Origin of the sequence: Roseiarcus fermentans (assembly GCF_003315135.1) — a bacterium.
Taxonomy (GTDB): domain Bacteria; phylum Pseudomonadota; class Alphaproteobacteria; order Rhizobiales; family Beijerinckiaceae; genus Roseiarcus; species Roseiarcus fermentans.
The window spans coordinates 199,557-215,491 of sequence record NZ_QNRK01000001.1; the positions used below are offsets into that span (position 1 = coordinate 199,557).

Here is a 15,935-nt window from a genome sequence, read left to right on the forward strand (position 1 = left end):
TTGCACTCGCGCACGAAGGAACTTGACGCCGAGGCGGCGCCCTTGTTCAACTCGCGTCGCCGATCGCGCGCGCAGGCGGTCGAGCGCGTCTCGTCCTTCCTGGCGACATCGCGCGCTTCGCGACGGCTCCTGAGCTATCGGAGGGGAAACGCGACATGCCTCAACCCTATACGGCCGTCGGCCTCGTTCCGACCGTTCGCGGCGTCCGCAAGCGGGCGGAGATCGAGCGCAATCTCGAACACATCGCCCACATGATCGCCGCCGCTGCCTGGCTTTCGAGCCTCGATCTGCCGGTGCGGCTGGTCGCCGTGCCGGAGGGCGCGCTCCAGGGTTTTACCGACGAGGTGTTCGATCTCGACCACGTCACCTACGCGCGCGAGACCGCGATCGACATTCCCGGCCCCGAGACGCGGTTCCTCGGCGACCTCGCGCGCCACTGGAACGTGTTCATCATGGCCCAGGCCAAGGCGCGCCACGAAGCCTTTCCCGACCGCTTCTTCAACGTCGGCTTCGCCATCGATCCCAAGGGCGAGGTGGCGCTCAAGCACTACAAGCTCGCGACGCTCTATCCGGTCGAGCATTCGGTGACGCCGCACGACGTCTGGGACCGCTGGATCGAACTCTACGGGCGAACGCTCGACGCCTTCTATCCGGTCGCCGACACCGAGATCGGGCGGCTCGGCGTGCTGATGGCGAACGAGGGATCGTATCCGGAGAACGCCCGCGGTCTGGCGATGAACGGCGCCGAGGTCGTCTACCGCGCCTCGTATCCGCACCCGCACACCGGCAACGACTTCTTCGAGATCCAGAACCGCGCCCGCGCGCTCGACAACAATTTCTTCGTCGTCGCTCCCAACATGGGAACCTACTACCTCGACGCCGACGCGGACCTGCCGATCGACACCTTCGGCGGCCGCTCGATGATCGTCGACTACAAGGGCCGGATCGTCGGCCGCCACGACTACGGCGCCGGCTCCTCCTATGTCGCCGGCACGATCGACATCGAGGCCATGCGGGATCACCGCACGCGCGCGCAGTGGGACAACTGGATGAAGGACCTGCGCACCGAGGTCTACCAGACGATCTACGAGCAGCCGGTCTATCCGAAGAACCTCTATCTCGACCGGCCGCCCTACAATCACGCCGAGTTCCGCCGCGAGGTGATCGACCGGCAGATCGCCCAGATGATCGAGCGCAAGATCTGGACGCCGCCGGGCGCGTACGGGGCAGGGCCCGGGAAGCCGGAGCGCTGAGCGACCGCGGCGTCGAGCGGCTTGCCGCCTGCCTTGCGCTTCAGAGTCGCCGCCAGCGCGCCGCGCCGTCCGCCTCCTCGCCCGCCACAATTCCTCGCTCCGCGAGGTCCTCGAGATGGGCGAGGGTCGAGAGGCCGGCGGCACGGACGAGCTTCGGGTCGAGGCCGACATAGACCCGCGCCACCAGTTCCGGAATGGTGGCCGCGCCGGCGTCGAGCGCCGTCAGAATCGAGACCTCGCGCTGGCGGCGGTGATGCGCCAGCGCCCGGACATAGCGCTGCGGCTCCGTGACCGGCCCGCCATGGCCCGGCCAGTAGATGCGCTCGCCGTGGGCGCGCACCTTGTCGAGCGAGGCCATGTAGGCGCCCATCGATCCGTCGGGCGGCGCGATCACCGAAGTCGACCAGGCCATCACGTGGTCGCCGGAGAACAGCGCCTGCTCCTGGCCGAGCGCGAAGCACAGGTGATTGGCGCAGTGGCCCGGGGTCGCCACCGCCTCGAGCGTGAAGCCGGCGCCCTCGAACCGCTCGCCGTCGGCGAGGACCGCGTCCGGGGCGTAGGCGCGGTCGTGCGACGAATCGAGCCCGCCCGTTCCGTCGCCCTTCGGGGCGAACGGCGCCGCGCCGACGATGCGGGCGCCGGTGGCCTGTTTCAGCCGGCCGGCGAGGGCGCTGTGGTCGCGGTGGGTGTGGGTGACGACGATCGTGGCGACCGTCTCGCCCGCGACCGCGGCGAGGATCGCGTCGAGGTGCGACGTTTCGTCCGGGCCCGGGTCGAGGACGGCGACGGCGCCTTGCCCCAGAATGTAGGTGCAGGTGCCGTTGAAGGTGAACGGCGAGGCGTTCGGCGCGATCAGACGGCGCACGAGCGGCGAAAGCCGCGTCGCCTCGCGCGGCGGCGACTGCCGCGGGTCGACGAAGAGGTCGGGTTCCTTGTCCTCGGCCATGCGCGTTCGGGTCCTCGTGCGACACTCGTCGCCTTGTCATGATAGCCTGTCATGACTAAGACGCGTAGAGCCGACCGCTGGAAGCATTTGGAGATCCCATGACCGCCGCCCTCGACGCCACGCTTGTTTCGACGCTGTGGCCCGCCAACCCGACCGCCCGGCTTGCGCGCGACGGGGCGCTCGTCCTGACCGGCGCGCTGGTCCTCGCCGTCTCGGCCAAGGTCCAGGTTCCCTTCATTCCCGTGCCGATGACGCTGCAGTCGCTGGCCGTGCTCGTCCTCGCCGCCGCCTATGGCCTGCGGCTCGGCGCCGCGGCCGTGGCGTTCTATCTGGTCGAGGGCCTGCTCGGCGCGCCGGTGTTCGCCGGCGCCCTCGCCGGCCCGGCCTACATGGCCGGCCCGACCGGCGGCTATCTCGCCGGCTTCCTCGTCGCCGCCGCCCTGGTCGGCTTCCTCGCCGAGCGCGGCTGGGACCGCTCCTGGCCCCGCCTGCTGGCGGCGATGACAATCGGTCACGGCGTGATCTTCGCCTTCGGCTTCGTCTGGCTCGCCGTGCTGATCGGACCCGAGAAGGCGTTCGCGCTCGGCGTGGTCCCGTTCGCGCTGGCGACGGTCGTCAAGACCTTGCTCGCCGTCGCGCTGGTCGGCGCCGCCTGGAACGCGGTGAAGCAGATGCGCGCCGCCTGACCCAATATGGCCGCCGAATCCGATCGTCAGGGGCCGCCCACGCGGGCGGCCTTCGCGCGTTTCGTGCCGCTGGCGACGCGCTGGAGCGACAACGACGCCTACGGGCATCTCAACAACGTCGTCTACTATGCGCTGTTCGATACGGCGGTGAACGCGATCATGATCGAGGCGGGGCTGCTCGACCCCAACGCCAGCCCGATCGTCGGCCTCGTCGTCGAGACCTCTTGCCGCTACTTTTCCAGTCTCGCCTATCCGGACCTCGCCGAGGTCGGCGTCGCGGTCGAGCATCTGGGGCGGACGTCGGTGCGCTATCGGCTCGCCGTGTTCAAGGCCGGCGCGGCGGTCGCGGCGGCGGCGGGACGGTTCACCCACGTCTATGTCGATCGGCAGACCAACCGGCCGTTTCCGATTCCGGACGGGCACCGGGACCTCATGCAGACGCTGATCGTCGACTAGAGACCGGAGTCCGTTCTCCCGTTGGGCCGCCCGGGGCAGGCGGCCGGTCTGGCGGATCCTGATGTTTTCGAGAGCGCGCGATCCGGACGTCTTTCCCGCCTCGGTGTCCCGATACAGCGTGACCATTCCGGCGAACCCCGCGCCGGTCGGCCGGGCGCCGCCGTTCGCCTTGCCGGCCGCGCTCGAGCGCGCCGTCCCGAAGCGGCGGACCCATTTTCTCGCCGGCCGCGTCTGCGCCCGCGAGGCGATCGCGCGCATCTCGGGGGGGTGGGCGCCGGCGATCGCCCTGGCGCAGGACGCCGACGGCTGTCCGGTCTGGCCGGCGGGGCTCGTCGGCTCCATCTCCCACACGGAGGCTTTCGCCACCGCCGCAGTGGCGCGGAGCGGCGAAGCGCGCGGGATCGGCGTCGACGCCGAACCGGTCATGAGCCGCAAGGCGGCGGCCGACCTCACGGGATTCGTCGCCTCCGAAGACGAAATTCTGCGCGCCGCGCGCGCAGGCCTCGACGGGTTGGAGAGCCTGACGCTGGTCTTCTCGGCCAAGGAGAGCCTGTTCAAGGCGCTTTTCCCGGCGTATCGGCGGCGGTTCGACTATCTCGACTGCGAACTGGTCGGCGTCGATCCCGCGACGCGGCGCTTTTCGATGCGCCTGAAATCGCCGTTCGACGCCGCCTTCGGCGCGGCCGCCTTCGCGGGACGCTACGAAGCCGCCGACGGCGCGGTCCACACCGGCGTGCTGGCGCCCTGAGCGCGACGCCGCCGGCGCGAGGCCGCTTTTCCGCGCCCGGCGGCATGGCGACACTTGATCTCATGCGCCGTTTGAGGCATGAGGAGCGCCTCAAATTCCTGCGCCGTGGGTCTTCCCCGCGGGAAGAACCATTGGTGAACGCCGTGAAAGTCCGCAACTCGCTCAAGTCCCTGCGCAACCGCCACCGCGACAACCGGCTGGTCCGGCGCAAGGGCCGCGTCTACATCATCAACAAGACGCAGAAGCGCTTCAAGGCGCGTCAGGGCTGATCTGCGACGGGTCGACAGGACCGTTTTGACGGCGGTCCCGGGGCGCGCTACTTTCGCCCCATGACGCTATCGCAGATCGCGCTCGCCGCCGCGCTCGCGGCGTTCGCCGCCGGCGGCGCTTGGGCCGCGGCGACGACGCAGTCCGAGGTCCCTCAAGAGGGGCAGGCGGAGACCGTCGCGCCGAAGACGCCCGCCGACTTTCGCGAGGAGCTTTACACGCGCCTCGCCGGCTCCGCCGACTCGGACGAGACGGAGGGGCTCGTCGGCCTGCTGTTCGCTTCCTACGGGCGCACCGGCTCCGACACTGCCGACCTCCTGCTCGAGCGGGCGCACAAGGCGATCGCCGCCCAGGACTACGCCGCGGCGGGGCATATCCTCGACGCAGCCGTCGCCTTCATGCCCGAACGGGCGGAGACGTGGAACGCGCGCGCCACCTTGCGCTATCTCGACGACGACCCCGATGGCTCGATGGCCGACATCGCCCAGACGCTGAAGCGCGAGCCGCGCCATCTCGGCGCGCTGATGGGAATGGCCAGCATTCTCGAGACGCGCGACAAGAAGAAAGAGGCGCTCGAGGTCTATCATCGCGCCCTCGCGATCGCGCCGCACTGGAAGTCCGCCGAGGAGCGGGCCGCCAGGCTGAAGGCCGAGATCGCGGGCCAGGAGCTGTGATCGGCTTCGCCGTCCGATATCCCGCCTCGTCATGATTTTCGTTCTCTCCCTCCTTCTTCTGATCGTTTCGCTCGCCGTCTTCACCGCGGTCGAGACGCGCCGCATCGAGGCGCGCTTTCCGCCGATCGGGTCGCGGGTGGCGATCGCGGGCGGCGTCATCAGCGTCCTCGACCGGCCGGCGACCGCCGGGAATCGGGCCGCGGTCCTTCTCGTCCACGGCGCCTCGGGAAATTCCGCCGACCTGGCGGTCGCGCTCGCCGACCGGCTCGCGGCGGCGGGCTTCCGCGTCCTCAGCGTCGACCGGCCAGGACACGGCTGGAGCGACCGCATCGGCGGCGACGACGGCGCCTCGCCGGCCGTGCAGGCGGCGGCGCTGCGCGCGGCGGCGGAAAAGCTCGGCGTCGGGCGGGCGCTGGTCGTGGTCCATTCGCTCGGCGCCCTCGCCGGCCTCGCGCTGGCGCTCGACCATCCGGACTTCGTCCGCGCGCTCGTCCTGATCTCGCCGGTCAGCCACCCGTGGCCCGGCGGCGTCGCGTGGTACTACGGGCTCGGCGCGCGCCGCTGGCTCGGGGCGCCGTTCCGCCGGCTCGTCGCGCTGCCGGCCGGGCGGCTGCAGATGCGCGCCGCCGTCGAGGGCGTCTTTGCGCCCAACCGGCCGCCACGGGACTTCATCGTGGCGACGCGCCTGCCGCTCGTGCTGCGCCCGCGCCACTTCCGCGCCAATTGCCAGGACGTCGCCCACGCCGAGGCCGCGGTCGCGGCGATGTCGCCGCGCTACGGCGCAATCCGCGCTCCGACCGAGATCGTCACCGGCGATTCCGACGGCGTCGTCTACGCGCACATCCATTCCGCGGGCCTCGCGCGCGACATTGCCGGAGCGCGGCTGACGACGCTTGCGGGCGTCGGTCACTCGCCCCATCACACGGCGCCGGACCGGATCGTCGCGATCGTGCTGGCGGCCGAACGCCGGGCCGCCGCGCGGGAGACCGCGGGCGGCGAGCGGCGGATGGCGAGTAGCGAGTAGCGAGGAATGGCGAATCCACTCGCCGTTCGCCATGCGCGGCTCGCTTCCCTACAACCCGGCCTCGATCGCCCGCAGCACCCGGAACCGCAGCGCGCCGTCGTCGCCCGCGAGCGCGATCACGAACCGCACCCGCCCGTGGCCCGAGGTGTCGGCGTAGCCGGCCAGCGTCCGGATTCCCGCCATGGTGCCGGTCTTGTTCAGGCCGCCGTCATGGCCCCGCAGCAGGTCGGCGTGCGGGGCGAACAGCGCCAGCGCGCGGGCGAGACCGCGGGCGGTGAAGCGGGCGCCGCGGCTGAGGCCGGAGCCTTCCTCGAGATGGATGTCGGCCGCGAGGCCGTTGGCGGCGAGCATCGCGTTCGCCACCTCGAGCGACTTGGCGAGGCTGACGGGCGGCCCCAGGCGATGCGCGCCGATTTCCAGGAAGACCTGGTTGGCGACGTAGTTGTTCGAGCTCCGAAGCAGTTCGACCAGGATCTCCGACAGCGGCCGCGACTGCCGGTGAACAAGGACCGGCGCCAGGCCTTCGGGGACGGTTCCGATCGAGATTGGACCCTTCACCCTTCCGCCGGCCCGCTCCAGGAACGCGCTGATCAGTTCGCCGGCGTATCGCAGGCTGACCGCGGGCTCGCGGGTCAGGCTGATGCGGCCCGCGCCCTCGGGGCCCTCGGCCCGCACCTGGGCGATCGCCAGCGGGGTGATCGGGGTCTGCGGTTCGGCGGAGCGGACCTGGTCGCCCCTGCGCACCGCGTAGATGGTGTTGAAGTTCACCGCCAGCGCCGAGTTCAGCGCGTCATAGGCCTCGTTGTCGTCCTCCACGCCGGGGATGCGCAGGTCGGCGGGATAATAGCTCGGGTCGAGCACGACGCCGGCGATCGGCGCCCGGCCGACCGCCGCCGCCAGATCGACCCCGAGCGGCGCCAGTTCCTCCGAGATCAGGAACGGATCGCCGCCCCCGCGAACGTAGAGCACGCGCCGGTCGTCGAGGTAGAAGCGGGTTTCGAAGCGGTAGTCGCCGCCCAGAACCTCCATCGCCAGCCAGGCGGTGACGATCTTGGCGACCGAAGCCGGGACGAAGGGCGCGTCGGCGTTCTGCGCCACCAGTTCGTTCCCGAGGGCGTCCGTCACCAGCACCGTCCCCGACGGGGCGAGCTGCGCGACCTGCTCCCGCACCCCGGCCATCGCCGGGGCGGACAGGAGCAGCAGGGCGAGGACGAGCGGGCGACACCACATGGCTGATCCCTATCCCGGGCGCTCGCGCTGCGCGACCTCTCCGGGCGCCGTCGGGAACGCCGGAGCGTCGGACCGGCCCGCGGCGGGGGCCGGGTCGAATCGTCGCCATCCTGGACGGCGTCGCCCGGTCGTTGCAAGTTGCAAACGCCGTTAACCGGCAGGCTTTGCGATTTCGCATGGTTTCCGGCGTTTTGGCTTCCAGAGGCCGCGAACGGCCGCGCTCCGGCCGGCACGCGCGTTGCAAGGTCAACGTCGAAACCCCCCGTTGCGGAATGACGCTCGATGCTCACCTTCACCGTCGATCAGGACATGGATCACGCCGGCATGTCGGCCGTCCGCGCCTCGTTCGACGAACTCGCGCGAAGCCCAGTGGACGTCTGCCTCGATCTGTCGCGCGTCCGGTTCATGGATTCGGCGGGCCTCACCGGGATGATCAGGCTTCGCTCTGCGCTCTCGAAACGCTCGCTCGAATTCGCCGTCGCCCATGCGCAGGGGCAACCGCTTCGCCTCATGCGCGGCGTTTCGCTCGATCGCGCCGCCGCCCCCGGGGTTGCGGCGCCTGGTCCCGAGGGCGTCGATTGCAGACGCCCGGTTCGTTGAAAAGGAGAGCCACCGATGCCGCCTGAAGTTCGTTATTCGGTCGAGCGGGTCGAGGACCGCCACTGGGTCGTCATCGACAAGGCTCGTGAACGTCGACGGGTCGGGCGCGCGAGCGATGAACCCGGCGCCCGGACAATCGTGTCCCTGATCGAACGCCTTCGCAGCGCGCCGCTACGGGTTGCAGCCCTGGACGCGTCGCGGACCGAGGCAGCCTGACGCCGGCTGCGGCGCCGACGCCGGAAGTCCGGCCCACGGATCGTCGCCGTCGAAGGCAGCGAGAATGCGCACGCTGCAGGCGCCTGGCGGCCAGGGGCCGAGCATTCGGAAGGCGTCCATCTCGCTCGCCGCCCGAACGTACGCCTTCCTGAGAACCTGACCCGAGCGATCGAGAAATTGCACGGAATGAATCACGGTTGAGCTCCCCGCCGACAGTCGGCCGACGACCGGTATTCTGGCTTCGATAAAGTGACGGCCCCGCGGCTGAACGGTAGTTCACCTTTTCGGAGGAGTAAAGGCGCCGCGGCGCCGCGGCAGGCGTTCACATGTCTGGCGATCGACCCCGATTTTTCGGAGCGCGCCGGGCCGGCGGAGACGAGCGGTTCAGGCCGCGACAGGGTCCGGGCGCAGCCGGTCCAGCACCTGTTGGACGATCTCCAGGGAGACCGGCTTGGTGAAGTGGAGGTCGAAGCCGGCTTCCCGGGAGCGGGCGCGGTCCCGGCTCTGTCCCAGCCCGGTCACCGCGACGAGCAGCGGCGTGCGATCGGCGAGCCGCTGGCGGAGCCTGCGGGCCGTTTCCAACCCGTCGATCCCCGGCATGCGGAGATCGACGAATGCGACATGCGGCTGAAACGACTCGGCCAGCGCGACGCCGGAAGCCCCGTCGTAGGCGCAGCGGACGTCGGCCTCGAGAACCTGCAACAGCATCACGAAGCTGTCGGCGACGTCCCGGTCGTCGTCGATAACCAGCGCGCGCGATCGCATTTTCGGCTGCGGAGACGGCGCCTCCACCGGATGCGGAGGCGCCGTCTCCGATTGCGCGAGCGGCAGGCGGACGACAAACGCGCTTCCCCGCCCGAGGCCTTCGCTGCGGGCCTCGACGCGCCCGCCGTGAAGCTCGACCACGGCCTTGACCAGCGCCAGACCCACGCCGAGGCCGCTGTCGTCGCGCGCCGAGCCCTGGCCGCCGCGAACGAAGGCGTCGAAGACGCGCGGAAGGAACTGCGGCTCGATTCCCCGGCCGTTGTCGCTGACGGTCACCGCCGCCCCGGACGGATCGCGCTCGATTGCGACCCGAATCCGGCCATCGTCGCCGGTGTACTTGACCGCATTGCTCAGGAGGTTGGCGAACACCTGCGTCAGCCGCACCGGATCGGCGTCGACGAGCAGCGGCTCGTCGCAGGCGATCGCCAGGGCCGCGGGATTCGGCTTTCGCTTCGCCTCTTCGGCGACGATGCTCCACGCGTCGGCGATCGAATCCTCGACGCTCACGGGCCGACGACGAAGCGCGATGGCCCCGACATTGACTCTCGACACGTCCAGGAGGTCGTCAACCAGTCGGACGAGGTGATCGACCTGACGCCCCATGATTTGGAGAAGCGCCCGGCCGCGATCGTCGCCGCCGGCGTCGCGCATCTTGAACAGTTCGACGCCGCTCTGAATCGGGGCGAGCGGATTGCGCAACTCGTGGGCGAGGAGCGCGATGAACTCGTCCTTGCGACGATCCGTTTCCTTCAGCTCCGCCTCGAGGGCCTTGCGCTCGGTGATGTCCTGGACGAGACCGACCAGTCGCGGCGGACCCTGCTTGGCGAGCGCTTCGGCATGCGAGACGACCCACTGGGTCGTTCCGTCGCGGCGTAGCGCCCGGTGCTCGCTGTGGAAAGGGCTTCCCTCGTCGATTGCGCGCCCAAGCGCGTCGCGAACGCGAACGCGGTCGTCCGGGTGCACCGCAGCGAGGGCGTCCTCGCGCGTTAACCGTGTCCCCGGCGGCAGGCCGTACAGCGCCAGCGCCCGATCGGAAGCGAAGAACGACCCGGATGCAGCGTCGACTTCCCATTCGCCGGCCTTCGCGGCCGCGAGCGCCTGCTTCAGCCGCACCTCGCTGCGGCGCAGCGCGGTTTCCCCCCGTCTGCGCTCCGTGACGTCGCGAACGATCTTCGAGGCCCCGACGATTTCGCCCAACGCATTCCGGATCGGCGAAATCGTCAAGGACACGTCGATGCGACGGCGGTCTTTCGTCATGCGCACGGTCTCGAAATGGTCGATGCGCTCTCCGGCCCGGATGCGCTCCAGGATTCGATCCTCTTCGTCCCGCCGCTCCGGCGGGATGATCCGCAGGATCGAGGTCCCGATCATGTCCTCGACCGACCAGCCGAACAGCCGCGCCGCGCCGGCGTTCCAACTCGTCACGGTCGAATGGAGGTCCTTGCTCACGATCGCGTCATGGGCCGACGTCACGATGCTCGCGAGACGCTCGATCGCGGCGAGCTGCTCCTGTCGCTCGGTCAGATCTTCGGTGGTCAGAATGAGTCCGGCGATTGCGCCGTCGTTGTCGCGCCAGGGCCGGGCCTCCCACTTGATCCATTGAACGGCGCCGTCATCGCGGCGAAACGGCTCGCCCTCGCTTCGGAGCGTGGCGCCGGCGAGGCACTGCGCGTGGATCGCCTTCCACGCCTCTCCGATTTCGGGGAAGATGTCGTAATGGCTGCGGCCGAGCGGAGACTGGCGCAGGCCGTAGTCGGACAGCCAGCGTCCGCTGACGGCGAGGTACCGCATCTCGCGGTCGAACATCGCCATTGCGGCGCTGGACTGCTGGATGAACGCGTCGAGGCGCCCGCCGAGAAAGAGGTCCTTCACCGTACTCCCGCTGCCCCCGGCGCAAAACAGTTCAAACGGATGGCGTTCTCGGCGCTCATCATCGCCCGCGCGTGGGGCGGGCGGCCCTGGCGACTTGGCTTTGGCGACTCCGGCCTTCCGGGCGCCCGTGTCGGCGTTTCCCGGATATCGGGGTTAGCGCCGTTCCGCAAACAGCCAAGAAGTCCTAAGGCTCAGGCCCGCCGGCGTTTTTCCAAACGAGGATGGCTGCGGCGAGGTCCTCGATCGCGGCGCCGACCGACTTGAACAGCGTGATCTCGTCCGCGCCCCTTCGGCCCGGCGCGCCGCGGCACAGCGCCGGCAGATCGGCGACGACCGCGGACCGGTCGATGACGCCGCCGAGAATGCCGAGCGCCACGTCGCCCCCCTCGACGAGCGCGGCCTCGGTATCGACGTAGACGCGCGCGCGCCGCAGCGCCTCGTCGTCCGCCTCGCGCATCGAGACGGTGAACGCCCCGACGAGGTCGAGATGCTGGCCCGGCTTCAGCCAGCGCCCCGCGATCAGCGGCTCGGTGGCGAGGGTGGCGCAGGAGACGACGTCGGCCTCGGCGACGGCGGCTTCGAGATCATCGGCGGGGCGCGCGGGCAGGCCCATCGCGGCGAGGCTCGCCGCGAGCTTCCGCGCCCCTTCGGGCCGATGGTTCCACACCTCGATCCGCTCGTAGGCGCGCACGCTCGCGTGCGCGCGCGCCATGAACGGCGCGAGCGCGCCCGCGCCGACCACGAGCAGGCGCTTGGCGTCCGTCCGTGCGAGAAATCGCGCCGCAAGCGCCGAGGCGGCGGCGGTGCGCCAGTGAGTCAGCCGGGTCCCGTCGATCGCGGCCAGCGTCTCGCCCGTCCGGCCGGACTGCAGCACGTAGAGGCCGGTGACGGAGGCAACGCCCCGGGCGGAATTGCCCGGAAAGACGTTGACCAGCTTGACCCCGAGATAGAGTCCGGCGCGCGAGGCGCTCTCGGTCCAGGCCGGCATCAGAAGGCAGGTCGCGACCGGCTCGCCGGCGCGCTGGATCGGGTGGTGATGGCGGCGCGGCGCAACAAACCCGCCGCGCATTGCGGCGGCGAGTTCGTCGATCAGCGCCGGAAAGTCGAGCGTCCGATCGAGATCTTCGGCGGAAAAGACCCGCATCGGCGCCGCCGGCGGCGCTTTACGTGCGCGTCAGGGCCGACCCGGCCGGCTGGGCGGCCTTGAGGGTCTGCGCCTCGCTCCGCCACTTCGCCGCCTCGCGGCGATTCACGCGCGCGGCCTTGCGGTGGCGGCCCTGGCTCACCCAGGTCGCGAGGGCGCCAGCGATCACCGCCAGCATGGCGACCACGACCACCACGACGAACAGCGGCGCCTGGGTGGCCACGGCCGCATTGTCGGGGGTGCTGAACGGATCAAACGACACCGTCACCGGCTGCCGATTGGCGAAGCAGAACGCGACGAGCACGATCGCGATGACCGCGACGACGAGAAGGCGAAGGAAGCGAAACATGGACGGTAGCTCGCTCGGACGGTTGGGGGCCTCGGATTTCCTGACGACGCGTACAGACCGGCGCTAGCCCTGTTCGGCCGGCGTTCGATTGAGGCGCTCGCGCATTTCCTTGCCCGTTTTGAAGAAGGGCGCAAGCTTTTCGGTGACCGGGACCTTGTCGCCGGTGCGCGGATTCCGGCCGGTGCGCGCCTGCCGCTGCTTGGTCGAGAAGGCGCCGAAGCCCCTGAGCTCGACGCGCTCGCCGCGCGCCAGCGCGTCGCCGATCTCGCCGAGAATCGCGTCGATGATGTTCTCGATGTCGCGCTGGTAGAGGTGCGGATTGCGCGCCGCCATCCGTTGCACGAGTTCAGACTTGATCACGGAACGACCCCAACTCGAAACCGCCCAAGGAAAATCCCCGCGCCCTCACATGACTCAAATCGTCTGTGCACACCAATATCGATCCGCCGGCGCGTCGTCATGACGCAGCGCGTCCCGCGGCGCGGGCGCGCATTCAGGCCGAACGTTGCGTCTCATACTGACCCGTCTTGCGGAACCGAACAAGGTAGGACGGGATGATCGCGTCGACCGCCTGCGGCCTGATTCCGAGACCCGTCAGGGTGCGTCCCTCCGCCTCCGCTTCGTTCGACACGACGGCGTCGAAGGCCAGAAGGTCGATCTGGTCGCGGCTCGTGGTCAGAAGCTTCGGGAATCGTCCGAGCGTCACCTTGGCCGCGAAGCTGGTGGTCGAAGCGATCATGTAGGAGGGCGCGAACGGCAGGCCGACGAGCAGCCTGTGGCGATCCGTCGCGCGCAGGACCGCTTCCGCCGCCTCGCGCAGCGTCATCACATCCGGCCCGCCGAGTTCGTACACGGTCGCGGGCTTCGCTTCGCCTGCGAGCGCGGCGGCCGCCGCCTGCGCGAGGTCGCCGACATACACCGGCTGGAGCCGCGCCTTGCCTCCGGCGAACAGCGGAATGACCGGAAGGAAGCGCGCGAGCGCCCCGAAGCGGTTGAAGAAATCATCCTCCGGGCCGAACACCACGGACGGCCTGAGGATCGTCGCGGCGGGAAATTCCGCCCGCGTGGCGTCCTCGCCGAGCCCCTTGCTCGCGACATACGGCGACCAGGAGTTGGGATCGGCGCCGATCCCGGAAACGAGCGCGAAGGTCTCGACGTCGGCCGCCCTGGCGGCGCGGGCGAGCGCCTGCGCGCCGTCGACGTGCACGGCGCGAAAGGTCTGCGCGCCGGTCTCGGCCTTCACCCCCGTCGCGTTGACGGCCATCTCGGCGCCTTCGAGGGCGGCGGCGATCGAGGCGGGATAGCGCAGATTGGCCTGAACGGCCTCGATCTGCCCGACCCCGCCGATCGGCTGCAGGAAGAAGGCGAGCTCCGGCCGGCGCACGGCGACGCGCACGCGCCAGCCCCGGCGGACCAGGGCCCGGACGATGTGGCGGCCGACAAATCCGGAGCCGCCGAAGACGGTCGCCAGGCGGCTTCGTTCGAAAGTGGCGTCGGCCATCGCGCTCGTCTCCGGAGGAAAGGCGTTCCGCCGCCCCGTTTAAGCGAAGGCCGCGCCCCTGTACAGCCGCGAAAAAGGCTGAATTTCCGGCGCGCGGACGTCAGCCTATCCGTTCGCGTTCGCGGCCCGCCGCTGTTCGACGACGTGGTCGGCGGTCTTGCCCGTCAGCTCCGCCAGATGGTCGAACTTCGTCTCGAAGGCGCCGACGCCGGAGGTCGCCGAGCGCAGTTCGATGATCAGGTCGCCGATCTCCGCTTCCGGGATCAGGGCGCGCAGCGCCTCCCACCCCTTCCAGCCTTCGCGCCCCTCGAAGCCGAGGATCTGGCCGCGGCGGGCGCTGACGAGCGCGCTGGCGCGGGCGAGCGCGTCGGAGGGCACGTAGATCGTCACCGACAGGATCGGCTCGAGCAGCACCGGGCGCGCCTTGGCCATCGCCTCGTCGAGGGCGATGCGGGCGGCGGCGCGGAACGCCATGTCGGACGAATCGACGGTGTGATAGGAGCCGTCGGTCAGGGTGACCGCAATGTCGACGACCGGGAAGCCGAGCGGCCCGCGCGCCGTCGCGTCCCTGGCGCCGGCCTCGACCGACGAAAAGTACTGGCGCGGCACGGAGCCGCCGTGCACCGTCTCGTCGAAGGCGAACCCCTCGCCGCGCGCGCGCGGCCCGACCTCGACCACCACGTCGCCGAACTGGCCGTGCCCGCCCGACTGCTTCTTGTGCCGTCCGCGCACCGTGACCTTGTCGCGGATCGTCTCGCGGTAGGCGACCGTCGGCTTGTGGGTGTGGATCGTCACGCCGAACCGGTCGGACAGACGCTCTTGCGTCACGCGCAGATGCATCTCCCCCTGGCCGAGGAGCTTCATCTCCGACATTTCCGCGTCCTGGACGAAGGACAGCGCCGGATCCTCCTCGCACAGTTTCGCCAGCGCGGCGGCGAGCCGGACTTCGTCCTTGCGGTCCTTGACCTTGATGGCGAAGGCCTGGGTCGGCGGCGGGGCCGGCGGCAGGTCGGCGGGGGCGGGGGCGGTCTTGCCCTCGGCGAACCGGTCGCCGGTGGCGAGGTTCTCCAGCCGGGCGAAGGCGACGGTGTCGCCCTCCTCGGCGCGGCCGATCTTGGCCGATGACGAGCCGGTCAGCCGGGCGAGGCCGCCGATGCGCTCCTCGATCCCGCGCGAATTGATCACCGTCACGCCGTCGCCGAAGGCGCCGCGCAGCACCCGCGACAGCGACAGCTTGCCGCCGTGGGCGGTGTGGACGGTGCGGATGACCTGGGCGAGCGCCGGTCCGGAATCGTCGACGCCGAGGCGCAGGCGGGTGTGGCCGATCCCCGGCGCCTCGTGGCGCACCGCCTTGAGGAGCCGCGTCACGCCGTGCCCCTCGGTCGCCGAGCCGATCAGCACCGGCACGACCTGGCCCTCGCGCAGCTCGCGCGCGAGGTCGTCGAACACCAGATCCTTCGGCGGGTCGAGGTCGCTGAGAAGCTGCTCCATCAGCGCATCGTCGTAGTCGGCGAGTTTCTCGAGCATCGAATAGCGGGCGTGCTTCTCCTCCTGCATCACGCCCGCCGGCATCTCGATCACCTCGGACGGCGCGGACTCGCGGTAGAGGAAGGCGCGTTCGAGCGCGAGATCGACGAAGCCGGTGGCGACGCCGTTCTCCCACACCGGGATCTGGCGCAGCAGCAGCGGGGTGCGCGACGCCGGCTGGAGCATCTCCAGCGTCTCGCGCAGCGAGCCGCCGGCCTGGTCGATCTTGTTCAGGAACAGGATGCGCGGCAGGCCGAGCTCCTCGAGTTCGCGCAAGATCACCTGCAGCGCCGGAATCTTGCGCGGGTCGGCCTCGCACACCACGATCGCCGCGTCGCAGACCGGCAGGGCGGGACGCATGTCGTGGATGAATTCGATCGACCCGGGACAGTCGAAGAAGGTCAGCCGGTCGCCCATGTAGTCGATGCTGGCGACGTTGGGCTCGACGCTCATCGCGTGGCTGCGCGCCTCCTGGCTCGAATCGCCGACCGTCGTCCCGTCGCGGACCGCGCCCTGCCGCGCCAGGCCTCCGCCGCGCGCCAATATCCCCTCGAGGAGACTGGTCTTGCCGCTCTGGAACGGCCCGACGATGGCGATGAGACGAGGACCGGCGATGCGGTGCTCGTTGTTGGCAGCAGTCAAGATCCAGCTCCCTTACGGCGGCCCCCGCGACGGTT

Annotated in this window: 17 protein-coding genes; 9 read left to right on the forward strand and 8 right to left on the reverse strand. The window is 70.3% G+C overall.

Going from position 1 to position 15,935, the window contains the following annotated elements; genetic code table 11:
- Positions 1 to 155 precede the first annotated feature (155 nt).
- Complete coding sequence (locus tag DFR50_RS00915) at positions 156 to 1,253, forward strand: nitrilase-related carbon-nitrogen hydrolase (protein ID WP_113887300.1); 1,098 nt, start codon at positions 156 to 158, stop codon at positions 1,251 to 1,253.
- Between the two features lie 40 nt (positions 1,254 to 1,293).
- Here the strand turns inward: DFR50_RS00915 and DFR50_RS00920 are convergent, their stop codons facing one another.
- Positions 1,294 to 2,199: an MBL fold metallo-hydrolase gene (locus tag DFR50_RS00920; RefSeq protein WP_113887301.1), complete on the reverse strand. Its 906-nt coding sequence runs from the start codon at positions 2,197 to 2,199 to the stop codon at positions 1,294 to 1,296.
- Positions 2,200 to 2,297: 98 nt separating this feature from the next.
- On the opposite strand from DFR50_RS00920, the gene DFR50_RS00925 reads away from it, so the two are divergent.
- The 6 genes from DFR50_RS00925 to DFR50_RS00950 all read left to right on the forward strand — a co-directional run bounded on the left by DFR50_RS00925 (position 2,298) and on the right by DFR50_RS00950 (position 6,054).
- Positions 2,298 to 2,885: a biotin transporter BioY gene (locus DFR50_RS00925; RefSeq protein WP_113887302.1), complete on the forward strand. Its 588-nt coding sequence runs from the start codon at positions 2,298 to 2,300 to the stop codon at positions 2,883 to 2,885.
- 6 nt (positions 2,886 to 2,891) lie between these two features.
- Positions 2,892 to 3,341, forward strand: coding sequence for an acyl-CoA thioesterase (locus tag DFR50_RS00930; protein WP_113887303.1), 450 nt, complete (start codon positions 2,892 to 2,894; stop codon positions 3,339 to 3,341).
- 61 nt (positions 3,342 to 3,402) lie between these two features.
- On the forward strand, positions 3,403 to 4,089 hold the full coding sequence (locus DFR50_RS00935; RefSeq protein WP_113887304.1) for a 4'-phosphopantetheinyl transferase family protein: 687 nt from the start codon (positions 3,403 to 3,405) through the stop codon (positions 4,087 to 4,089).
- Between the two features lie 143 nt (positions 4,090 to 4,232).
- Positions 4,233 to 4,358: a type B 50S ribosomal protein L36 gene (ykgO, locus tag DFR50_RS00940; RefSeq protein ID WP_113887466.1), complete on the forward strand. Its 126-nt coding sequence runs from the start codon at positions 4,233 to 4,235 to the stop codon at positions 4,356 to 4,358.
- A 60-nt stretch (positions 4,359 to 4,418) separates the two neighbouring features.
- The gene (locus tag DFR50_RS00945; protein WP_113887305.1) at positions 4,419 to 5,030 is read left to right on the forward strand and encodes a hypothetical protein; all 612 of its coding nucleotides are present in this window, start codon (positions 4,419 to 4,421) and stop codon (positions 5,028 to 5,030) included.
- 31 nt (positions 5,031 to 5,061) lie between these two features.
- Positions 5,062 to 6,054 carry an alpha/beta fold hydrolase gene (locus tag DFR50_RS00950; protein ID WP_113887306.1) on the forward strand — a complete coding sequence of 331 codons (993 nt, stop codon included), beginning with the start codon at positions 5,062 to 5,064 and terminating at the stop codon, positions 6,052 to 6,054.
- 48 nt (positions 6,055 to 6,102) lie between these two features.
- On the opposite strand, the gene DFR50_RS00955 is transcribed toward DFR50_RS00950, so the two are convergent.
- Positions 6,103 to 7,284, reverse strand: coding sequence for a D-alanyl-D-alanine carboxypeptidase/D-alanyl-D-alanine-endopeptidase (locus DFR50_RS00955; RefSeq protein ID WP_113887307.1), 1,182 nt, complete (start codon positions 7,282 to 7,284; stop codon positions 6,103 to 6,105).
- A 282-nt stretch (positions 7,285 to 7,566) separates the two neighbouring features.
- On the opposite strand from DFR50_RS00955, the gene DFR50_RS00960 reads away from it, so the two are divergent.
- Complete coding sequence (locus DFR50_RS00960; RefSeq protein WP_113887308.1) at positions 7,567 to 7,884, forward strand: STAS domain-containing protein; 318 nt, start codon at positions 7,567 to 7,569, stop codon at positions 7,882 to 7,884.
- 15 nt (positions 7,885 to 7,899) lie between these two features.
- Positions 7,900 to 8,100 (forward strand): hypothetical protein, encoded by a 201-nt coding sequence (locus tag DFR50_RS31165; RefSeq protein ID WP_147262623.1) that lies wholly within the window; start codon positions 7,900 to 7,902, stop codon positions 8,098 to 8,100.
- A gap of 384 nt (positions 8,101 to 8,484) precedes the next feature.
- Here DFR50_RS31165 and DFR50_RS00970 read toward each other — a convergent pair whose 3' ends face one another.
- The 6 genes from DFR50_RS00970 to DFR50_RS00995 all read right to left on the reverse strand — a co-directional run bounded on the left by DFR50_RS00970 (position 8,485) and on the right by DFR50_RS00995 (position 15,900).
- Entirely contained in the window at positions 8,485 to 10,737 is a 2,253-nt protein-coding gene (locus tag DFR50_RS00970; RefSeq protein WP_113887310.1) for a PAS domain S-box protein, read from the reverse strand.
- Between the two features lie 184 nt (positions 10,738 to 10,921).
- Positions 10,922 to 11,881: a bifunctional Delta(1)-pyrroline-2-carboxylate/Delta(1)-piperideine-2-carboxylate reductase gene (gene lhpI, locus DFR50_RS00975; protein ID WP_113887311.1), complete on the reverse strand. Its 960-nt coding sequence runs from the start codon at positions 11,879 to 11,881 to the stop codon at positions 10,922 to 10,924.
- A 19-nt stretch (positions 11,882 to 11,900) separates the two neighbouring features.
- Complete coding sequence (locus DFR50_RS00980) at positions 11,901 to 12,230, reverse strand: lipopolysaccharide assembly protein LapA domain-containing protein (protein ID WP_113887312.1); 330 nt, start codon at positions 12,228 to 12,230, stop codon at positions 11,901 to 11,903.
- A gap of 63 nt (positions 12,231 to 12,293) precedes the next feature.
- Positions 12,294 to 12,590, reverse strand: a complete 297-nt coding sequence (locus DFR50_RS00985) for an integration host factor subunit beta (RefSeq protein ID WP_113887313.1) — start codon at positions 12,588 to 12,590, stop codon at positions 12,294 to 12,296.
- Between the two features lie 133 nt (positions 12,591 to 12,723).
- Complete coding sequence (locus DFR50_RS00990; protein WP_113887314.1) at positions 12,724 to 13,731, reverse strand: complex I NDUFA9 subunit family protein; 1,008 nt, start codon at positions 13,729 to 13,731, stop codon at positions 12,724 to 12,726.
- A 105-nt stretch (positions 13,732 to 13,836) separates the two neighbouring features.
- Positions 13,837 to 15,900, reverse strand: a complete 2,064-nt coding sequence (locus tag DFR50_RS00995; RefSeq protein WP_245427228.1) for an elongation factor G — start codon at positions 15,898 to 15,900, stop codon at positions 13,837 to 13,839.
- Positions 15,901 to 15,935: the final 35 nt, after the last annotated feature.

What these genes read in the sequence shown, in the direction of transcription:
- DFR50_RS00915 (WP_113887300.1), top strand. Translation starts at nt 156, where the DNA reads ATGCCTCAACCCTATACGGCCGTCGGCCTCGTTCCGACCGTTCGCGGC.
- DFR50_RS00920 (WP_113887301.1), bottom strand. Translation starts at nt 2,199, where the DNA reads ATGGCCGAGGACAAGGAACCCGACCTCTTCGTCGACCCGCGGCAGTCG.
- DFR50_RS00925 (WP_113887302.1), top strand. Translation starts at nt 2,298, where the DNA reads ATGACCGCCGCCCTCGACGCCACGCTTGTTTCGACGCTGTGGCCCGCC.
- DFR50_RS00930 (WP_113887303.1), top strand. Translation starts at nt 2,892, where the DNA reads ATGGCCGCCGAATCCGATCGTCAGGGGCCGCCCACGCGGGCGGCCTTC.
- DFR50_RS00935 (WP_113887304.1), top strand. Translation starts at nt 3,403, where the DNA reads ATGTTTTCGAGAGCGCGCGATCCGGACGTCTTTCCCGCCTCGGTGTCC.
- DFR50_RS00945 (WP_113887305.1), top strand. Translation starts at nt 4,419, where the DNA reads ATGACGCTATCGCAGATCGCGCTCGCCGCCGCGCTCGCGGCGTTCGCC.
- DFR50_RS00950 (WP_113887306.1), top strand. Translation starts at nt 5,062, where the DNA reads ATGATTTTCGTTCTCTCCCTCCTTCTTCTGATCGTTTCGCTCGCCGTC.
- DFR50_RS00955 (WP_113887307.1), bottom strand. Translation starts at nt 7,284, where the DNA reads ATGTGGTGTCGCCCGCTCGTCCTCGCCCTGCTGCTCCTGTCCGCCCCG.
- DFR50_RS00960 (WP_113887308.1), top strand. Translation starts at nt 7,567, where the DNA reads ATGCTCACCTTCACCGTCGATCAGGACATGGATCACGCCGGCATGTCG.
- DFR50_RS31165 (WP_147262623.1), top strand. Translation starts at nt 7,900, where the DNA reads ATGCCGCCTGAAGTTCGTTATTCGGTCGAGCGGGTCGAGGACCGCCAC.
- lhpI (WP_113887311.1), bottom strand. Translation starts at nt 11,881, where the DNA reads ATGCGGGTCTTTTCCGCCGAAGATCTCGATCGGACGCTCGACTTTCCG.
- DFR50_RS00980 (WP_113887312.1), bottom strand. Translation starts at nt 12,230, where the DNA reads ATGTTTCGCTTCCTTCGCCTTCTCGTCGTCGCGGTCATCGCGATCGTG.
- DFR50_RS00990 (WP_113887314.1), bottom strand. Translation starts at nt 13,731, where the DNA reads ATGGCCGACGCCACTTTCGAACGAAGCCGCCTGGCGACCGTCTTCGGC.